At 64.9% G+C, this 16,205-nt stretch carries 17 protein-coding genes; 6 read left to right on the plus strand and 11 right to left on the minus strand.

All coding sequences use genetic code 11. The features are described from left to right. Nucleotides 1-29 precede the first annotated feature (29 nt). From JN279_RS03855 to JN279_RS03875, 5 genes are all read right to left on the minus strand, one after another. Nucleotides 30-2,072, minus strand: coding sequence for a hydantoinase/oxoprolinase family protein (locus tag JN279_RS03855; RefSeq protein ID WP_202352037.1), 2,043 nt, complete (start codon nucleotides 2,070-2,072; stop codon nucleotides 30-32). 170 nt (nucleotides 2,073-2,242) lie between these two features. Continuing rightward, the gene (locus JN279_RS03860) at nucleotides 2,243-2,545 is read right to left on the minus strand and encodes a cupredoxin domain-containing protein (RefSeq protein ID WP_202352038.1); all 303 of its coding nucleotides are present in this window, start codon (nucleotides 2,543-2,545) and stop codon (nucleotides 2,243-2,245) included. A 58-nt stretch (nucleotides 2,546-2,603) separates the two neighbouring features. After that, nucleotides 2,604-3,230, minus strand: coding sequence for a CDGSH iron-sulfur domain-containing protein (locus JN279_RS03865; protein WP_202352039.1), 627 nt, complete (start codon nucleotides 3,228-3,230; stop codon nucleotides 2,604-2,606). A 121-nt stretch (nucleotides 3,231-3,351) separates the two neighbouring features. Continuing rightward, the gene (locus tag JN279_RS03870; protein ID WP_202352040.1) at nucleotides 3,352-3,723 is read right to left on the minus strand and encodes a hypothetical protein; all 372 of its coding nucleotides are present in this window, start codon (nucleotides 3,721-3,723) and stop codon (nucleotides 3,352-3,354) included. A 144-nt stretch (nucleotides 3,724-3,867) separates the two neighbouring features. Further along, nucleotides 3,868-4,116: a DUF1127 domain-containing protein gene (locus JN279_RS03875; protein WP_202352041.1), complete on the minus strand. Its 249-nt coding sequence runs from the start codon at nucleotides 4,114-4,116 to the stop codon at nucleotides 3,868-3,870. A gap of 238 nt (nucleotides 4,117-4,354) precedes the next feature. Here JN279_RS03875 and JN279_RS03880 point away from each other — a divergent pair, with 238 nt between their 5' ends. Continuing rightward, nucleotides 4,355-5,863, plus strand: a complete 1,509-nt coding sequence (locus JN279_RS03880; protein WP_096452190.1) for a winged helix-turn-helix domain-containing tetratricopeptide repeat protein — start codon at nucleotides 4,355-4,357, stop codon at nucleotides 5,861-5,863. Between the two features lie 26 nt (nucleotides 5,864-5,889). Here JN279_RS03880 and JN279_RS03885 read toward each other — a convergent pair whose 3' ends face one another. The 3 genes from JN279_RS03885 to JN279_RS03895 all read right to left on the minus strand — a co-directional run bounded on the left by JN279_RS03885 (nucleotide 5,890) and on the right by JN279_RS03895 (nucleotide 8,905). Next, entirely contained in the window at nucleotides 5,890-6,246 is a 357-nt protein-coding gene (locus tag JN279_RS03885; protein WP_202352042.1) for a hypothetical protein, read from the minus strand. A 69-nt stretch (nucleotides 6,247-6,315) separates the two neighbouring features. Beyond that, nucleotides 6,316-7,803: a pyridoxal phosphate-dependent decarboxylase family protein gene (locus JN279_RS03890; RefSeq protein WP_202352043.1), complete on the minus strand. Its 1,488-nt coding sequence runs from the start codon at nucleotides 7,801-7,803 to the stop codon at nucleotides 6,316-6,318. A 13-nt stretch (nucleotides 7,804-7,816) separates the two neighbouring features. Further along, nucleotides 7,817-8,905 carry a PLP-dependent cysteine synthase family protein gene (locus JN279_RS03895; RefSeq protein ID WP_202352044.1) on the minus strand — a complete coding sequence of 363 codons (1,089 nt, stop codon included), beginning with the start codon at nucleotides 8,903-8,905 and terminating at the stop codon, nucleotides 7,817-7,819. A 206-nt stretch (nucleotides 8,906-9,111) separates the two neighbouring features. Here JN279_RS03895 and JN279_RS03900 point away from each other — a divergent pair, with 206 nt between their 5' ends. Together JN279_RS03900 and JN279_RS03905 are read left to right on the plus strand one after the other, a co-directional pair. After that, nucleotides 9,112-11,145 carry a transcriptional regulator gene (locus JN279_RS03900; protein WP_244734400.1) on the plus strand — a complete coding sequence of 678 codons (2,034 nt, stop codon included), beginning with the start codon at nucleotides 9,112-9,114 and terminating at the stop codon, nucleotides 11,143-11,145. A gap of 160 nt (nucleotides 11,146-11,305) precedes the next feature. Then, on the plus strand, nucleotides 11,306-11,485 hold the full coding sequence (locus JN279_RS03905) for a hypothetical protein (RefSeq protein WP_202352045.1): 180 nt from the start codon (nucleotides 11,306-11,308) through the stop codon (nucleotides 11,483-11,485). A gap of 134 nt (nucleotides 11,486-11,619) precedes the next feature. On the opposite strand, the gene JN279_RS03910 is transcribed toward JN279_RS03905, so the two are convergent. After that, nucleotides 11,620-12,105 (minus strand): phosphatase PAP2 family protein, encoded by a 486-nt coding sequence (locus tag JN279_RS03910; protein WP_342216318.1) that lies wholly within the window; start codon nucleotides 12,103-12,105, stop codon nucleotides 11,620-11,622. Nucleotides 12,106-12,201: 96 nt separating this feature from the next. On the opposite strand from JN279_RS03910, the gene JN279_RS03915 reads away from it, so the two are divergent. Together JN279_RS03915 and JN279_RS03920 are read left to right on the plus strand one after the other, a co-directional pair. After that, entirely contained in the window at nucleotides 12,202-12,684 is a 483-nt protein-coding gene (locus JN279_RS03915) for a DUF2127 domain-containing protein (RefSeq protein WP_202352046.1), read from the plus strand. A gap of 169 nt (nucleotides 12,685-12,853) precedes the next feature. Next, nucleotides 12,854-13,027 carry a hypothetical protein gene (locus tag JN279_RS03920; protein ID WP_202352047.1) on the plus strand — a complete coding sequence of 58 codons (174 nt, stop codon included), beginning with the start codon at nucleotides 12,854-12,856 and terminating at the stop codon, nucleotides 13,025-13,027. Nucleotides 13,028-13,114: 87 nt separating this feature from the next. On the opposite strand, the gene JN279_RS03925 is transcribed toward JN279_RS03920, so the two are convergent. Next, entirely contained in the window at nucleotides 13,115-13,423 is a 309-nt protein-coding gene (locus tag JN279_RS03925) for a UBP-type zinc finger domain-containing protein (RefSeq protein WP_015314705.1), read from the minus strand. Beyond that, nucleotides 13,423-15,117: an FAD-dependent oxidoreductase gene (locus JN279_RS03930; RefSeq protein WP_202352048.1), complete on the minus strand. Its 1,695-nt coding sequence runs from the start codon at nucleotides 15,115-15,117 to the stop codon at nucleotides 13,423-13,425. Before JN279_RS03930 ends, JN279_RS03925 begins: the two co-directional genes overlap by 1 nt. Before the next feature lie 246 nt (nucleotides 15,118-15,363). Here JN279_RS03930 and JN279_RS03935 point away from each other — a divergent pair, with 246 nt between their 5' ends. Further along, complete coding sequence (locus tag JN279_RS03935) at nucleotides 15,364-16,197, plus strand: FMN-binding protein (protein WP_202352049.1); 834 nt, start codon at nucleotides 15,364-15,366, stop codon at nucleotides 16,195-16,197. The last annotated feature ends 8 nt before the right edge of the window (nucleotides 16,198-16,205 follow it).

The following is a 16,205-nucleotide window of genomic DNA, read 5'->3' on the forward strand; positions in this document are numbered from 1 at the left end:
GATTCAGGTCAGGCCGGCCTCACCTGAATCTACACCGCGATCCTTGGCCTTCCCGAGGCCACGGCCACGACATGCGCCTCGATGAACATGCGCTGGGCTTCGACGGTGGAAACCTTGAATTCGGTCGCGACGTCGATCTCGGCGCTGTCGGTGCCGGCGTCCCGGGCGCGCTGGGCCACGATCGCCCGCACATCGGCCTCGGCGGCCGCGATCGCCGCCGCCTCGTCTAGGAAATCGCGGACTGTTTCTCCGGAGGCAAGACGAAACAGCCCTTCCTTGGGCTGGCTGACCCGCGCCTCGGCAGACACCCTGACCTGGCCGACGACGGCGCCGAGCGCGTTGGCGACATCGGTGTCTTCCGGCACCACGCAGTCATTGCCAACCAGCGGCGCCAGGCCGGCATAATGCAGCGGCGCCGAGGCGCCGAGGCCGATGACCGGGCGGTCGAGCGCGACGCTCAGCCGGGCGATGCCGGGATGGGCATCGACGGCGCGTTGGACCAGCGCGTGCGCCACGGTCGCCGCGCCGTCGAGCCCGTCCTCGGCGAAGGCGGTTTCGAGGATGTATTCGGCCGACCAGCGTGTCAGCGTCACCAGCACGCGGTCCGAGATCACCTCCGGTGACGCGGCAATGGGCTGGCCGCGGCCGTCGCGCTTGCGGGCGAACAATTCGGCGCCGAGGCGGGCGGTGACGGCATCCCAATTGGCCTGCTTGCCCAGCACGTGTGCGGCGTCCGACGGGGTGAAGCCTGAGATATGCACCAGCCCGCGCGAGACCAGCCGGTTCAAGGTGGCGTTCTGGGCGTTCGACGTCAGCAGCCTGTCGAGGGCAAGCGGGGTCGCGCCGATCGCCTCGTAGAGGCGCGCTTCGGGAGCGGTCAGCCCGGCGGCAAGCCTGTCCGGCACGCCGGTGCGGACCGCGAAACGGCCATCCATGCGGCCGGGATTGGGCGCGCGCAGCTGGCGCTCGAGTTCCGATTTGACGGCGTCGCCATGCGCCATGCCGGCCAGCGCCAGCGGCACCAGGCGGCGCGGCCCAAGCAGTATCTTCGGATTAAGCGCGCCGTCCTCCAACGCCACTTCAGAATCACCGCCAAGGCCGAAAGTGCGCATGGCGACGGCCTCGACCATGGTGCGGAAACCGCCGACGGTGGCGCCTTCGGGATCAAGCCGCGGCCGGCCCTTGTCGAGCACCGCGACGTCGGTGGTGGTGCCGCCAATGTCGGAGACCACGGCATTGTCGAGCCCGGTCATATGGCGGGCGCCGACGAGGCTGGCTGCCGGACCGGAGAGGATGGTTTCGATCGGCCGCTGGCGGGCGAACGCCGCCGAGACCAGCGCGCCGTCGCCGCGCACCACCATCAGCGGGGCGGCGATGTGGCGGGCTTCCAAAAAGCCTTCGGTCGCCGCCACCAGCCGGTCGATCATCGAGATCAGCCTGGCATTGAGCAGCGTCGTCAGCGCCCGGCGCGGGCCGCCGAGCTTGGCCGATAGTTCGTGGCTCGCGGTGACCGGCAGGCCGGTCTTCTCTCGGATCAGTTCGCGGGTGGCGATCTCGTGCGCGGGGTTGCGGGTGGCGAAATAGGCACAGACGGCAAAGCCGGACACCGAGGCGCCGAGTTCCGGCAGGGCTTCCTCCAATCCGGACAAATCGAGCTTGGCGGCATTGCCGTGGACATCATGGCCGCCTGGACAGAACACCACCGGATCGGTGCCGAGCGCCGTCTTCAGCCCGTCGCGGGCGAGGTCGGCTTCGGAAAAACCAATCATGACCAGCGCAACGCGGCCACCCTGGCCCTCGACCAGCGCATTGGTGGCAAGCGTCGTCGACATCGACACCAGTTTGATCGCAGCCGGATCGGTGCCGGCCTTTTCGAGCACCGCGTCGACCGCGCCGGAAATGCCGACGGCGAGGTCATGCCTGGTGGTCAGCGCCTTGGCCTTGGCCAGCACCTTGCCCTTGTTCGGCCCCTGCTGGGGACCTTCGGTCTCGGACCACAGCACGGCATCGGTATAGGTGCCGCCGGTGTCGATGCCGAGGAACAGGGGTTTTGGCTTGGTCTTGGCGGTCATTCTTGGCGATCCGGACGGGTAGGGAATTTTACTTCCCCGCCCTTAGCCGATACGAGCCCGCCGATAAAGCCGCGTGCGCTGGGCCAACACGCGATGACCGTGATACGAGCCCGATCTCCCCCTTGAGAGGGGAGATCGGCAACCTTGGCCACGACGCGGCGAGGATGCCGCTATTTGGCCGTGACAGTGCCCTTCATCGAGCTGTGGATCGCACAATGGAATGGATGTGCGCCGGCAACTGATACCTTGACCTTGGAGCTCTTGCCGGTGGCGAGATGGCCGGTGTCGAAGGAGCCATCGAGCGCGGTGGCGGTGTGCGTCATCGAGTCGGCATTGGTGAAAGTGATGGTATCGCCAACGGCGACCGAGATTTTCGACGGGTTAAATTTCATGCCCTTGATCTGGACCGCATGATTGGCGGCATAGGCGGGCATGGCAAAGGCAAGCAGAGCAAGAACGAGCATGGTGCGCATGATGGATTTCCTCCTGAGCGCGAACCCTCATCCTACACTAACGCTGCCGAACGGCCTTTCATGCCACAAAGCCAATCTTTTTATGCGTGTTGTCGCAAAACGGCTTGTTGGCCGAGTGGCCGCAGCGACAGAGGAAGGTGCGTTGCGTGCGGTCGATCGTGTGGCCGGTGCCGGTGACGATCTCGACATTGCCCTCGAGCTTGAGCGGGCCGTTGGTGGTCGGCGTCACTTTCAGCGGGCCATTGCGCGCCTCGAGCGCCGGCGTGTCCTTCAGCTCCGGTTCGCCGGTGGCGGTGAAACCCGATTTGGTATGGCTGCCGTCGCAGAACGGCTTGTTTTCCGAGGCGCCGCAGCGGCACAGCGTGGCGCGATAGAAGGTTTCGCCGTCGAGCACGATCTCCGCGTGAACGGCGAGCGGACCGTTTTCGCGCAGCCGCACGGTGTTGACCACCGGCGGCTGCTCCTGCGGCCCGCCATCCTTCCTGACATAGGTGATGGCGCCGGACGGGCAGCTTTCGGCGATGGCGACGATTTTTTCGACGCTGGCCGCATCGGGATGGATCCATTGCCCAGGCGCGTTGGGCACGAAGACATGCGGGTCGCCGAGCACGCAATTGCGCGAATGGATGCAGCGCTTGCCGGCAAAGCCGACGTCGATCTTCTCGCCCTCGACCGTGCCTGCCATTGCCGTGCTCCTGTTGCCTGGAGCACGCCGCATCTCAAAGGGAGCTGTACGGCGCGCTCTGGGTGATCGTCTCGGTGCAGGCTATGGCTCGAATGGGAAAACCGTCAAGCTGGCAAACCGGTCAGGGGACGAGATTGATCTCCTCGGTCTCGCCGCCGCTGCAGGTGTAGCAGCAGTCGTCGCATTTTTCCTTGTTGCCGGGGCCGACGCCCCAATAGGTGCCCTCGTCGCCATCGACCCAGGCGCCGTAGCAGATCGATTCGCCCTCGTTGCAGGAAATCGGCAACGATTTGGTCTCGCCGTCGTCGAGATAGAAGTCCTTGCCGTTGCCCGGCCAGACATAGTCGCGGTCCTGGCTGTAGAGTTCAAGGCGCATGGCGTTGGGATGGCTGTTCTTGACGGAAAAGGTGACGTCGCCGGCATGGGCTGACGATGCAAACAGGACGGCGAACGAAAACGCGGCGGCAAGCCGGCGCGCTGGCATGAAAGACATGGAAACCCCCGATGAAGAATCGGCCCCCACGGCCGATGGGGTCATCATGCCATGACGGGGGCCGGCGCTAAAGGGATGATAGCGACAATCCCTAATATAATCGCAGGAGCTAAACGACGAACAGGCGTCATTGCAGGCCTCGCCCTATCGTTGCCAGAAGGGCAGCTTGGCGATCTCTTCCTCGACCTGCCGCCTGGTCAGACCGATGTCGTCGATCAGATGCGGATTGACTTCCGAGATCCGCTTGAGGTCCCAGCGAAAGCGTGTCTGTTGACGCCAGGTGACGATGGTGTTTCGCAGGCTCGCAAGGCTATAGCGCCGGCGCGATGTCTGCCCCACACACATTCCCCGCCGCACTGCCTGATGCGAGGCCGAAGCAAAGATATTGGTCATGACAACCTCCATGTGGTTCGGCGCCCATAGGGTTTGAGAATGGGCCGCCCTCGATCTGAATGAGGTTGAACTCTGCAGCATATGGAGGGCGGCGTAATTAAGCCCTGCCAAATAGTTCTCAAAAGTTCCAAACAGGCTCTAACGCTTTGTTTTGGCGTCATTCCCTGGAGAAGGCGCTGCGTGCTTTTCCCGGCCAACCGCCTCACACTTTTCGCGGAATTGCTCTATAGATGCGCCCATGCAGGGATCGCGCTTTGCCTTTGGTCCGTTCGTGCTTGATCCGGGTGCGGGAACGCTGCTTCGGAACGACGATCCCGTTGCCGTCGGCTATCGCGGGCTGAAGCTGCTTGCCGCACTCGTCGGACGGCCCGGCGAAATACTGGAGAAAGCCGAATTGATGGACGCGGCGTGGCCGGGGACGGCGGTCGAGGAAGGCAACCTCACCGTCCAGATCGCGCAACTGCGCAAGCTGCTTGGCCCGCCCGCCGAAGGCGGTGAATGGATATCGACGGTTCCGCGCGTCGGCTACCGCTTCACCGGCGCCATCGAACAGCTCGACCGCGCGAAGCGCAAACCCTTGCCGCTGCCCGACAAACCATCGATAGCGGTGCTGCCTTTCGTCAATCTCAGCAACGACCCCGAGCAGGAGGCCTTCGCCGACGGGTTGACCGAGGATTTGATCACCGACCTGTCCAGGGCCCCGGGCCTGTTCGTCATCGCGCGCAACTCGACCTTTGCCTACAAGGGCAAGGCGATGGATGTGCGCGCGATCGCCGAGGAGCTTGGCGTGCGCTATCTCCTGGAGGGCAGCGCCAGACGCGCAGCAGGGCGCGTGCGCATCAACGCACAGCTGGTCGACGCCAAGAGCGGCGAGCATCTGTGGGCCGAACGCTTCGATCGCGGCCTGGACGATATCTTCGCCGTTCAGGACGAGGCCACGGCCAAGATCGTCGAGGCGCTGCTCGGCCGGCTGCGCGCGCCGCCGCCACGCAACCGGCCGACAAATCTCGAGGCCTACGATCTGTGCGTGCGGGCGCGCAAGCTGATCGACGAATCCCCGCAGACGGCGCGGGAAGCGCATCTGCTGCTGACGCGCGCTGTGTCGCTCGATCCGGACTACGCCGAGGCTCATCGCTGGCTTGCCATGAACCACTGGATGGGATGGGTGCATTGGGGCGAGCCGGTCGAACCCAACCGCCGCATCGCGCTGGAACTGGCGCGCAGGGCCGTGGCGATCGATCCCAACGATGCCGGCTGCCGCTGGGTGCTCGGCAATCTGCTGGCTTACGAGCGCAGCTTCGAAGAGTCGGATGTCGAATTCGCCAAGGCGTTCGAACTCGACCCGAACGAGGCCGACGCCTGGGCGACATTGTCCGACATCGCAGTGCTGGCTGGACGGGTCGAGGAAGGCCTCGAGCACATCCGCAAGGCGTTCCGGCTCAATCCCTATCCGGCAAGCTGGTACTATCTGACGCTCGGCGAGGCGCAATATGCGGCGCGCGATTACGATGCCGCCGTCGAGACCTTGCGCCGGGAGGAGACCTATCGGACGAGCTCACGCCGTTTCCTGGCGGCAAGCCTGGCGCAACTCGGCCGGCTCGACGAGGCACGCGCCGAGGTCGAAATGTTCCTCATCGGCAACCCGCATTTCACCACCAGCTACTGGGTCTGGACTGAGCCGTTCCGCGACGACGCGATGCGTGAGCATTTCATAGATGGTTTTCGCAAGGCCGGTCTGCCGGACTGACGTGACCCCCTGCGCGGAGGCGCCAATCACGGCACCAGATCGATTGTCTCGGTGGTGTGTTCGACGCAGATGAAACAGCAGGTGTCGCAAGGCTGGTCGTTATCAGGCCCGACGCCGGCCGAGATCCGGTCGTTGCCATCGACCCAGGCGCCGTAGCAGATGCGCTCCCCGGAATTGCAGGACAGCGGCACCGATTTCTGGGAGTTCGGGTCGATCAGGAACACCTTGCCATTGCCCGGCCAGACCGTTTCGCGGTCGCGGCTGAACAGCTCGACCGCCACCGCTTCCTTGCGCAGGTTCTTGACGAAGAAGGCCATGTCGGCAGCCCTGGCTGGCGTCGTGCAGACGAGCGCCGCGAGCACGGCCATACGAAACAGCGTCACGGTCGGACCTCCCGAATCACCGCCGCAGAATCGCATGGCCGCCCATGCCTGTCGCTCGCGTTTTTCAGGCTATTTCCGGGGAGAGCCGTCCGACATGATCTCCCGCCCCAGCCGCACTGTCTCGGCGACCAGAACGTCGAGGTCGTCGCGCCTTGTGCGGTGGTTGGCGATCGCCACGCGCAGCCAGTGCTCGCCATGCACGGTGGTGTCGGAAAGCACGGCGATGCCCAGTTCCTGCAGGCGCAGCATGATCTCGGTGTTGAGCGCCTTCAGCGCCTCGCCGGTGACGCCAGGCTGGTAGCGGAAGCAGACGATGTTGATGGTCGGCGGCATCGCCAGCTCCAGCAGCGGCTCGGTCTCGATCAGCCCGGCGAGATAGGAGGCCTGCGCGATGTTCTGGTCGATCAGGCGGCCGAATTTGTCGACGCCATGCTCCTTCAGCGCCATCCAGACTTTGAGCGCGCGAAAGCCGCGCGAGGTCTGCAGGCCGTAATCGTGCAGCCACTCGCCCGAGGCAAGGCCGCGCGGCGTCGATTCCAGATATTCCGGCGTCACCGCGAAGGTTCGGCGATGCGCGACGGCATCCCTGACGAGGGCGCAGCCGACCTCGAACGGCGCATGCAGCCATTTGTGCGGATCGAGCGCGACCGAATCCGCCCATTCGATGCCGGCAACGCGATGCGCATTGTCGGGCGCGATCGCAATCAGCGCGCCGATGCAGCCATCGACATGGAACCACATGTCTTCTTCATGCGCGAGTTTGGCCAGTGCACGCAGATCGTCGATCGCGCCGGTGTTGACCGTGCCGGCATTGCCGATGACGCAAGCTGGCTTGAAGCCAGCCGCGCGATCCTCTGAAATCGCCGCTCGCAAGGCCGATATGTCGATGCGTAGGGCGGCGTCGGTCGGGATGCGGCGCAGCGCGCGGTTGCCGAGACCGAGCGCTTCCATCGCCTTGCGGTGGCAGGAGTGGATCTGGTCCGAGCCATAGAAGCGCAGCGGCTTTTCGATTGCCGCGACGCCGTGCTCGCGCACGTCGATGCCGGCCTTGGTGTTGCGGGCCACCGTCAGCCCGATGATGTTGGCCATCGAGCCGCCGCTGACCAGCGTGCCGGAGGCGGAGGCGGGAAAACCCAGCATCTGCTTGCACCAGCTCACCACCTGGCTGTCCATCAGCCCGGCGGCGTGGTTGCCGCCGCCGAGATTGGAGCCCTGGATTGCCGCCAGGAAGTCGCCGAGCGCGCCGGTGAAGTTGCTCGACCCCATATACCAGGCCCAGAAGCGCGGATGGATGTTGCCCATGGGATAGGACATCACCGTGCGCGAGACCTCATTGTAGACAGCGGACAGCGGCGCGGGGAAGCGCGGCAGGGGTGCCGCGAAGGCCTCTCTCACCTCCGCCGGCATCTCCCGCCAGGCCGGGCGGTCCCGGATATCTCTGAGATAATCGACGGCGTCGTCGATGACCTGGTGCGACAGGGCCTGGACTGCGGCCCAGTCGGCGGGGTCGAGCGTTTCCTCGGCCAGCATGCCGAGGCTTTCCTGCGCGATGTCCATGACCGGTCTCCCGTCAAGCCGCGGGGAATTGGCAGCCGGGCGTCGAGCGCGACAGCGCCATCTCGTCGGCATCCATCTCGGCCTCGATGCCGTCGAACAGCGGCGTCGACATGTAGCGCTCGCCGGTATCGGGCAGCATGCACAGGATCACCGATCCGGCCGGCGCCTTCTCCGCGACCTGCCGCGCCACGGCGAAGGTGGCGCCGCCGGAAATGCCGGTGAAGATGCCTTCCTTCTGCGCCAGGGCCTTTGCCCATTTGATGCCTTCGGGTCCGGCAATCGGCATCACCTCGTCATAGAGGCTGGCGTCGATCGCTTCCTGCAGCACGTTGGGGATGAAGTCCGGCGTCCAGCCCTGGATCGGATGCGGCTCGAAGGCCGGATGGCTGGCGGCAGGGGCGCCATGGGCACCGCGCTGCTGCGCCTTGCCGCTGCCGACCAGCTGCGCATTGGCCGGTTCGGAAAGCACGATGCGGGTTTCCGGCCGCTCGCGGCGCAGCACGCGCGCCACGCCGACGACGGTGCCGCCGGTGCCATAGCCAGTGACGAAACAGTCTAGCCGCGAGCCGGCAAAATCATTGACGATCTCGCGCGCCGTGGTCGCCTCGTGGATGGCGGCATTGGCCGCCGTCTCGAACTGGCGGGCCAAGAACCAGCCATTGGCCTCGGCCAGTTCCACCGCCTTCTTGTACATGCCAAAGCCTTTTTCGGCGCGCGGCGTCAGCACCACCTTGGCGCCCAGCATGCGCATCAGCTTGCGGCGCTCGACCGAAAAGCTGTCGGCCATGGTGACCACCAGCGGATAGCCCTTCTGCGCGCAGACCATGGCAAGCCCGATGCCGGTGTTGCCGCTGGTCGCCTCGACCACCGTCTGGCCGGGCTTCAGCGCGCCGCTGCGCTCGCCTTCCTCGATGATGTTGAGCGCCAGCCGGTCCTTCACCGATGCAGCCGGATTGAAGAACTCGGCCTTGACGTAGATCGTCGCGTGGGCTGGTGCGAGATTGTTGATGTGGATCACGGGCGTGTCGCCGACAGTGTCCAGAATGCTGTCGAACAGGCGGCCGCGCCCGGCCGTGGTTCTGATTTTCCGTTGCTGCAACATGGAAGAACTCCTTGTCTGTGCTCGTTGTCATCACAGGCCGGTTACAAACCGGCGGGTTGGGCGGCGAGGTTTCGAGACCTTGCCACGCTACGACTGACGTGCCGGCGATGCGGCAACGGCCGCATGCGGCGCGAGATTCGCCGCCGGATGCGCCGTGTCGTGTTTGGTGATACAGCAAGGGCCGACGGGCCAGCGTGGGAGCAGGCGTGGGAACGGACGTGGAATCCGCACCATCGAGGCTGGACGGCGATACGCCGATCCTGTCCGTGCGGCTGCTCGGACCGCTGGAAATCCTGCGTGACGGCGCGCCCGTGGCGCTGCCGGCGTCGCGCAAGCTGCGCGCGCTGTTCGCCTATCTGGCGCTGGCGCCGCACACCGTAGGGCGCGGCCGCCTGTGCGAGCTGCTGTGGGATGTGCCCAACGATCCCCGCGGCGAACTGCGCTGGTGCCTGAGCAAGCTGCGCGCCGCCCTCGACACGCCGGATAGGCGCCGGGTCACCACCCAGGGCGATACGATCGCGCTCGATCTCGGCGACTGCCTTGTCGATGCGCTGGCGGTTAGCCACGCCGCCGCGCAAGGAATCGCCACGCTGGATGTGGAGCGGCTGCGAGCACTGGCAAAACTTTTCGCCGGCGATCTGCTCGACGGGCTGGTGCTCGAGCGAAGCCCGCTTTTCGACAGCTGGCTGACCGCCCAGCGCCGGCGTTTTCACGCATTCCACGCCGCTGTATTGGAGCAGCTTGCCGCAAACCAGCCGGCTGGCTCGCCTGAAATGTCCACGCATCTCGACAAATGGGTCGAGCTGGCGCCCTTCGACACGCGCGCGCATCTGGCCTTGCTGACCAATCTGGCGGAGCGCGGTGCCATCGGCGCGGCCGAGGCACATCTGGCTTCGGCGGCTCGCCTGTTCCAGTCGGAAGAGCTGGATTTCGCCCCGCTTCGCGCGGCCTGGCAGGCGATCCGCGACCAACAGTCCGGCAGCCCGCTTAAGGCGCAGCCGGCCTGCCTGTCCACGGCATCGCACTTGGTCGTCCAAACAGGCGATGCCGGCCCGGTCGAGCCAAGCCAGGCCTCGCTGGCGGTGATGCCGTTTGTCGAAGAAAGTGGCGCGCGCGGCGGGCTGGCCGACGGTTTCACCCACGACATCATCACCCGTCTCGCCAAGCTTCGGGATTTCTTCGTCATCGCGCGCGGATCGGTGTTCGCGCTGGCGCAGACGACCATCGCGCCGGAGGAGGCCGGCAGAAAACTTGGCGTCGACTATGTCGCCACCGGCACCGTGCGTACCCTGACCGGCCGCCTCGTCGTCAGCGTCGAACTGATCGAGGTGCGCACCGCCAGGATCGTCTGGGCCGAGACCTTCGAGCGCCGGCCCGATGACCTTTTCGCCATGCTCGACGATATCGGCGACAGCATCGTGTCGTCGATCTCGGCCGAAATCGAAACGGTCGAGCGCAACCGCGCCATGCTGAAGGCGCCGAATTCGCTCAATGCCTGGGAGGCCTATCATCGCGGCCTCTGGCACATGTACCGCTTCACCCAGGCCGAGAACGAGCGGGCGCGGCATTTCTTCGACAAGGCCTTGCAGCTCGACCCGACCTTTGCCCGCGCCTATGCCGGCCTGTCCTTCACCCATTGGCAGAATGCCTTCCAGCGCTGGGGCGACCGCGACCGCGAAACCGCTCTGGCCTATGAGAGCGCCGGCCACAGCCTGCTGGTCGACGACCACAATCCGGCCGCGCACTGGGCGATGGGCCGGGCGCTGTGGCTGCGCGGCGAGCAGGACGGATCGCTGTCCGAACTTGGGCGTGCGGTGGATCTCAGCCCGAATTTCGCGCTTGGCCATTACGCGCTGTCCTTCGTCCACTCGCAGTCGGGCGACCCGCAGGCGGCGATAAGCTCGTCGGACCATTCACGGCATCTCAGCCCCTTCGATCCGCTGCTGTTCGGCATGCTGGGGTCGCGCGCCATGTCGCATGTCCGGCTCGGCCAGTTCGAAGAGGCGGCCGAATGGGCGCTGAAGGCGGCGGCACGGCCCAATGCGCATACGATCATCCTGGCGATCGCCGCGCACTGCCTGGCGCTGGCCGGCCGGCTCGACGAGGCGCGCGGCTTTGCCGCCGCCATCCGCAAGACATTGCCTGACTATCGCGCCGACGATTTTATCGGCACCTTCCGCTTCGATCCCGATGCCGAGGCGCTGTTCCGGCAAGGCGCAAGGCGCATCGGGCTTAGCTGATTAGACTCTTCGTTTTGACGCAATTCCGGACGGAAAACCGTTTACACTTTTCCTGGAATTGCTCCGGACTTGAAGTCCAGCGTTAACGAAGTCGGAAGGAGTTGCTTAACCGTTCACCTCTATGTGACCTCCCCGGGGGGTCCATGGCAAAGTGAGTATGATGAGCGACAGCCCCGACAAGCGCAGCAGCGAATGGCGCGCCATTCTTCATGTACAGGCCCGCGTCGCCGTCCTGTTTGTACCGGTTGTCGCCAGTCTGCTGATCATCGCGGCGCTTGCCGGCAATGATCGCAAATCCGTACCCGACGTCGACCGCACGGTCACCGGGTCGGTGCGATAGACTGCCAACAGTCGGCTCTGAGCGCCCGTCGGGAAGCTTCGCATTGACCGGCCCAGGGCCGGCAAGAACCATGCATGTCGAGGAGGTCGCCGATCGCCCTCCTTCGCCTGAATATGTCCTCAAACAGAATCGACCTAAAAAATTTGGGTCACCAGTTTGTCCAGCCGGGAGTTCTCGCGGTAAACCAGTCGCACCACGACGGCACCCAGGACACCAGTTATGGCCCCACCGACAACGTCGGTCAGGTAGTGCGTCCCGATGTAGATTCTCGACCAGCAGATCAGCAATGCCGTGATGAAAAGCGCGATCGTCCGGCGCGGGAGACCTTGCATCGCAAAGGCAGCAACAATCGCAATGCTGGCTGTCGCGTGATCGGATGGGAACGACCAGTCGGCACTGGGCGCAATCAACAGGTGCGTCACGCCGGCATCGTAGGGCCGTATCCGATGCACGACCAGAAGGATGAACTGGTTGATCGCCAGGCTGAGCAAGAACGCCAGACCGGCCGACACGGCCGCGTGACGAATATGGCGGCGGTCAGCCTTCGCACACCATTGCAGCACCACAGCCAGCACCATGAGAGGAACGCCGATTTGTGAGACGCCGATCATCGTTTTCATCAAGAAAAGGGCTGATACCGCCCGCGGCATTCATCCAGTGTGTTAAAGCTACATCCATTTGGCATGGGTTTCCGTGGTTGGTTGTGAGGTGGATACTTGAAACCCGTCAATGAACATCGCATCCATCAGATCTTCGAGGTCAGCGTATGGCTGAAGGGCGCGCATGCCCTGATCGAATGCATCGGCGGGATTCTGCTCTATGTCGTCACGACCGATACCATTGCCTCCTGGGTCAATGCCCTCACCGCAGAGGAATTGATCGAAGATCCGAACGATTTCATAGCTGGCCATCTGTCGCAGATGGCAAGCCATTTCTCGATCGCCAGCAAGGAGTTTTATGCCTTCTACCTGCTCAGCCACGGCCTGACAAAGCTTGCCCTGGTTGCCGGGCTTTTGAGAGGCAAGCTCTGGTCTTACCCGGCCTCGCTCGCGGCTTTGGGCCTGTTCATGGCCTACCAAGTCTACCGCTACTCATACACGCATTCATTCGGCCTGCTGGTCCTGACCGTCTTCGATGCTGTCGTCATGGTGCTGATCTGGCACGAATGGAGGATCGTGCGACAGCACAAGCCCGCATGACGGTTGAGTTGCCGGCCTTGTTCCTGTTCCCTGAATGCCGGCACAAAATGGCCCGACAGACCGACGAGCGTCCGGCTGCAAACGCCTGATCGCAAGGAGCGTCCTGCTTCACCGGCGGAACCCGGTGCCCCGTCGAACATTGTCTCCGGGACAGCCCCTGGAGGACACGATGACAAGAGCCCCCGACGTCAACGACAACACCGAAGAAAATCCCAAGCGCCCGCCGCAGCCTGAGACCAGCGACGACCTCAGGAAAAAGAAGGTTCAAGGCAAAGCCTTCCAGGTCAACGAGAACAGCGTCGACAATCCCACACCCACGCCGGTGACGCCAAGCCGAGACTGATCGCGAGATCGGCATATCAGGCACGAAAAAAGCCCGGCCAACCGGGCTTTTTTCGTGCCTCGGAAACTGAGCGCGCGGCGCGTGATCCTAGTAAAATCGCGGGATCGGGCCGTTCTGCGGCGTCGTGCGGTCACCAAGGTCGAGAAAGACCTCGTCGACATAGCACCAGCCCCAGCCTTCCGGCGGATCGTAGCCCTCGATGACCGGATGGCTGGTGGCGTGAAAATGTTTGGTCGCGTGGCGGTTGGGTGAGTCGTCGCAGCAGCCGACATGGCCGCAGGTGCGGCAAAGCCGCAGATGCACCCACCATGAACCGCTCTTCAGGCACTCCTCGCAGCCGAGCGCGCTCGGTGTCACGTCCTTGATTCCAGCCGCATGCTTGCATTCATCCGCCATCACACTCTCCTGGTCAGTTGCGTTGCGCCGGCGTGGTCACTGTCCTGCGCTAGATAAGCATGCAAGGCCGCGACCACCTGGGCCCCTTCGCCAACGGCCGCCGCGACGCGCTTGACCGAGCCGCAACGCACATCGCCGATGGCAAACACGCCGCTGCGGCTGGTTTCCATCAGGCCATGTTCCGGTCCGAGCTCCGATCCGGTGCGGATGAAACCCTTGGCATCCAGCGCAACGTTGCATTGCGCCAGCCAGTCGGTGTTCGGGTCGGCGCCGATGAACAGGAAGAGGTGGCGGATCGGGCGCGTCGTTTCTTCGCCGCTGACGCGGTTGCGCCAGCGGACAGAGGCAAGATTGCCCTCCTCGCCCTCCAGCGCCTCGATTTCGGTCTCGGTCAGCACCTCGATGTTCGGCTGCGCCTTGATGCGCTCGACCAGATAACGCGACATCGAGGCATCGAGGCTGCCGCCGCGTGCCAGCAGCGCCACCTTGCGCGCATGGCTGGCCAAGTAGACCGCCGCCTGCCCGGCCGAATTGCCGGCGCCGACCAGCGCCACTTCCTGGCCAGTGCAAAGCCGCCCTTCGATGGGCGAGGCCCAATAGTGCACCGAGGTTCCCTCGAACTGCGACAAATTGGCGACGTCGAGACGCCGGTAGCGCGCGCCGCTGGCGATCACCACGCTGCGCGTGCGCACCGTTTCGCCGTCGCCGACATCGAGCAGATAGCGGGCGCCTGAATTGTCGGTCGCCGCACTCAACAGCTTCACCTCGTCGGGGATCACCATTTCGACGCCGAATTTCTGCGCCTGGTTGTAGGCGCGCGCCATCAGCGCCATCCCGGTAATGCCGGTCGGGAAGCCGAGATAGTTCTCGATGCGGGCCGAGGCGCCGGCCTGCCCGCCAAAGGCCCGGCAATCGAGCACGATGGTCGACAGGCCTTCGGACGCGGCATAGACGGCAGCCGCCAGCCCCGCCGGCCCGGCGCCGACAATGGCGACATCATACAGCGTATCGGCATCGATCGGCCTGAGCAGACCGATGCAGCGGGCGAGGTCGTTCTCGCTCGGATTCATCAGCAGCCTGCCGTTCGGGCACAGCACGACCGGCAGGTGGTGCGGGTCGACGTCGAAACGCTCGACCAGGGTTTTGGCGCAGGGGTCGCTGGCGGAATCGAGCACGCGGTGCGGCTGGTCGCTGCGGGCCAGGAACCCTTGCAGCCGCAGCACGTCGGCATTGTCCAACGGTCCGATGATGATCGGCCCGCTGGTGGCGCTTTCCAGCAGCCCGACACGACGCAGGATCAGAGCGCGCATGATACGCTCGCCGAGATTGGCCTCCTGCACCATCAGGTCGCGCACACGCTGCGAGGGGATGACGAAGGCCTCGACCGGTTCGGCGGCTTCGGCATTGACCAGCGAGGGCCGCGCCGAAAGCTGCGCCAGTTCGCCGACGAAGCTGCCCGGGCCGTGGGTGACAATCGTCTCGCGCCGGCCGAGGCCATCCTGGGTGATATCGACCTTGCCCGACAGGACCAGGATCAGGCCGGGCGCGACATCGCCGGCCCTGATGATGTGCTCGCCGGCGGCATAGGCGCTGGCCTCGCCGAAGCGGCGCATGCGCTCGATGTCCGCCTCGGTGAGCGTGGGAAAGGCCTGGTCGCGACGGGCGCCGAAGATTGCGGTGCTGGATTGAGACATGGCCGCAAGCGTAGCGAAGCCGTCGCCCGGTTTGAAGTGGTTTGTTCAGCGCCTAGTCGCGAGGGCAGGTTTGGTTGACGGCCGCCCTCGTCCCCTTCGTTCCGAGATGACGACTGGAGGTTCAAGGATCGGTGCTGTCGACGGTGTCCGCGCCTGACAGCCAATTGTCAGGTGGATCGTGAGACATTGCTTCCAAATTGCCGCGAAGCCGATTCGCCGGCGCGGGATTGAAGGTGTAACGAGCCGATGAAACAGATTGCCCTGTCACTTTTCGTGATCGCGTCTTCGGGCGCCTATGTATGGGACCAGGCAGGCAAGGGCCCTGCCGGCGACATGATCGACACGGCGGGTTCCGCCAATGCCGCCGAGGACAGTGTGGCGCAGCCCCCTGCTCCGGCCAGCCCCGTTCAAACTGATCCCATTCCAGCGCCTGCACCGCCATCGCCTGGAATCCGGCAGCAGCGTGTGCGGCTCGATCCTCCCGCGACCACGCCGACATCGGTCGGTGGCGAAACCACCGCCGCGATCTCCGCGCCCGCCCCGAAGCCGCGGGCGACAAAGCCGCCGCTCTCAGCCAGCCCTCCGCAGCTTTCCCAAGCGCCGGCACCACGGCCGGAACAGGCGCCAGCTCAACGTATCGCCGATGCCGCGCCGCGGGCAGCATCCTTCACCGTAACCCCGGCCGTCTATATCCCCATTCCCCAGCCGAGGCCGGACTATCCGCAAGCACCCGCCCGCGTCTTCAAGGCCGCCATGAAGCTGGCTGTGAGTCCCGGCGCCAAGTCGGCGGGGCACGGCTTTGTCGACGGCACCTACACCGGTCCTGCCGCCGATGCCTATTACGGCCTCATCCAGATTCAGGCTTCCATCCAAGGCGGCCGTCTCACGGCGCTCAAGGTCCTGAAATACCCCAATGACCGCCGCACCTCGATCAGCATCAACAGGCAGGCGCTGCCGATGCTGCGTGACGAGGCGATCAGCGCGCAGAGCGCCAATGTCGACATCATTTCGGGCGCCACGCTGACCAGCAGGGCCTTCATCCAGTCGCTTGGCGGCGCATTGAAGAAAGCAGCGTCCTGATCCATGCG

Origin of the sequence: Mesorhizobium sp. 113-1-2 (assembly GCF_016756475.1) — a bacterium.
GTDB classification, from domain to species: Bacteria; Pseudomonadota; Alphaproteobacteria; order Rhizobiales; family Rhizobiaceae; genus Mesorhizobium; species Mesorhizobium loti_C.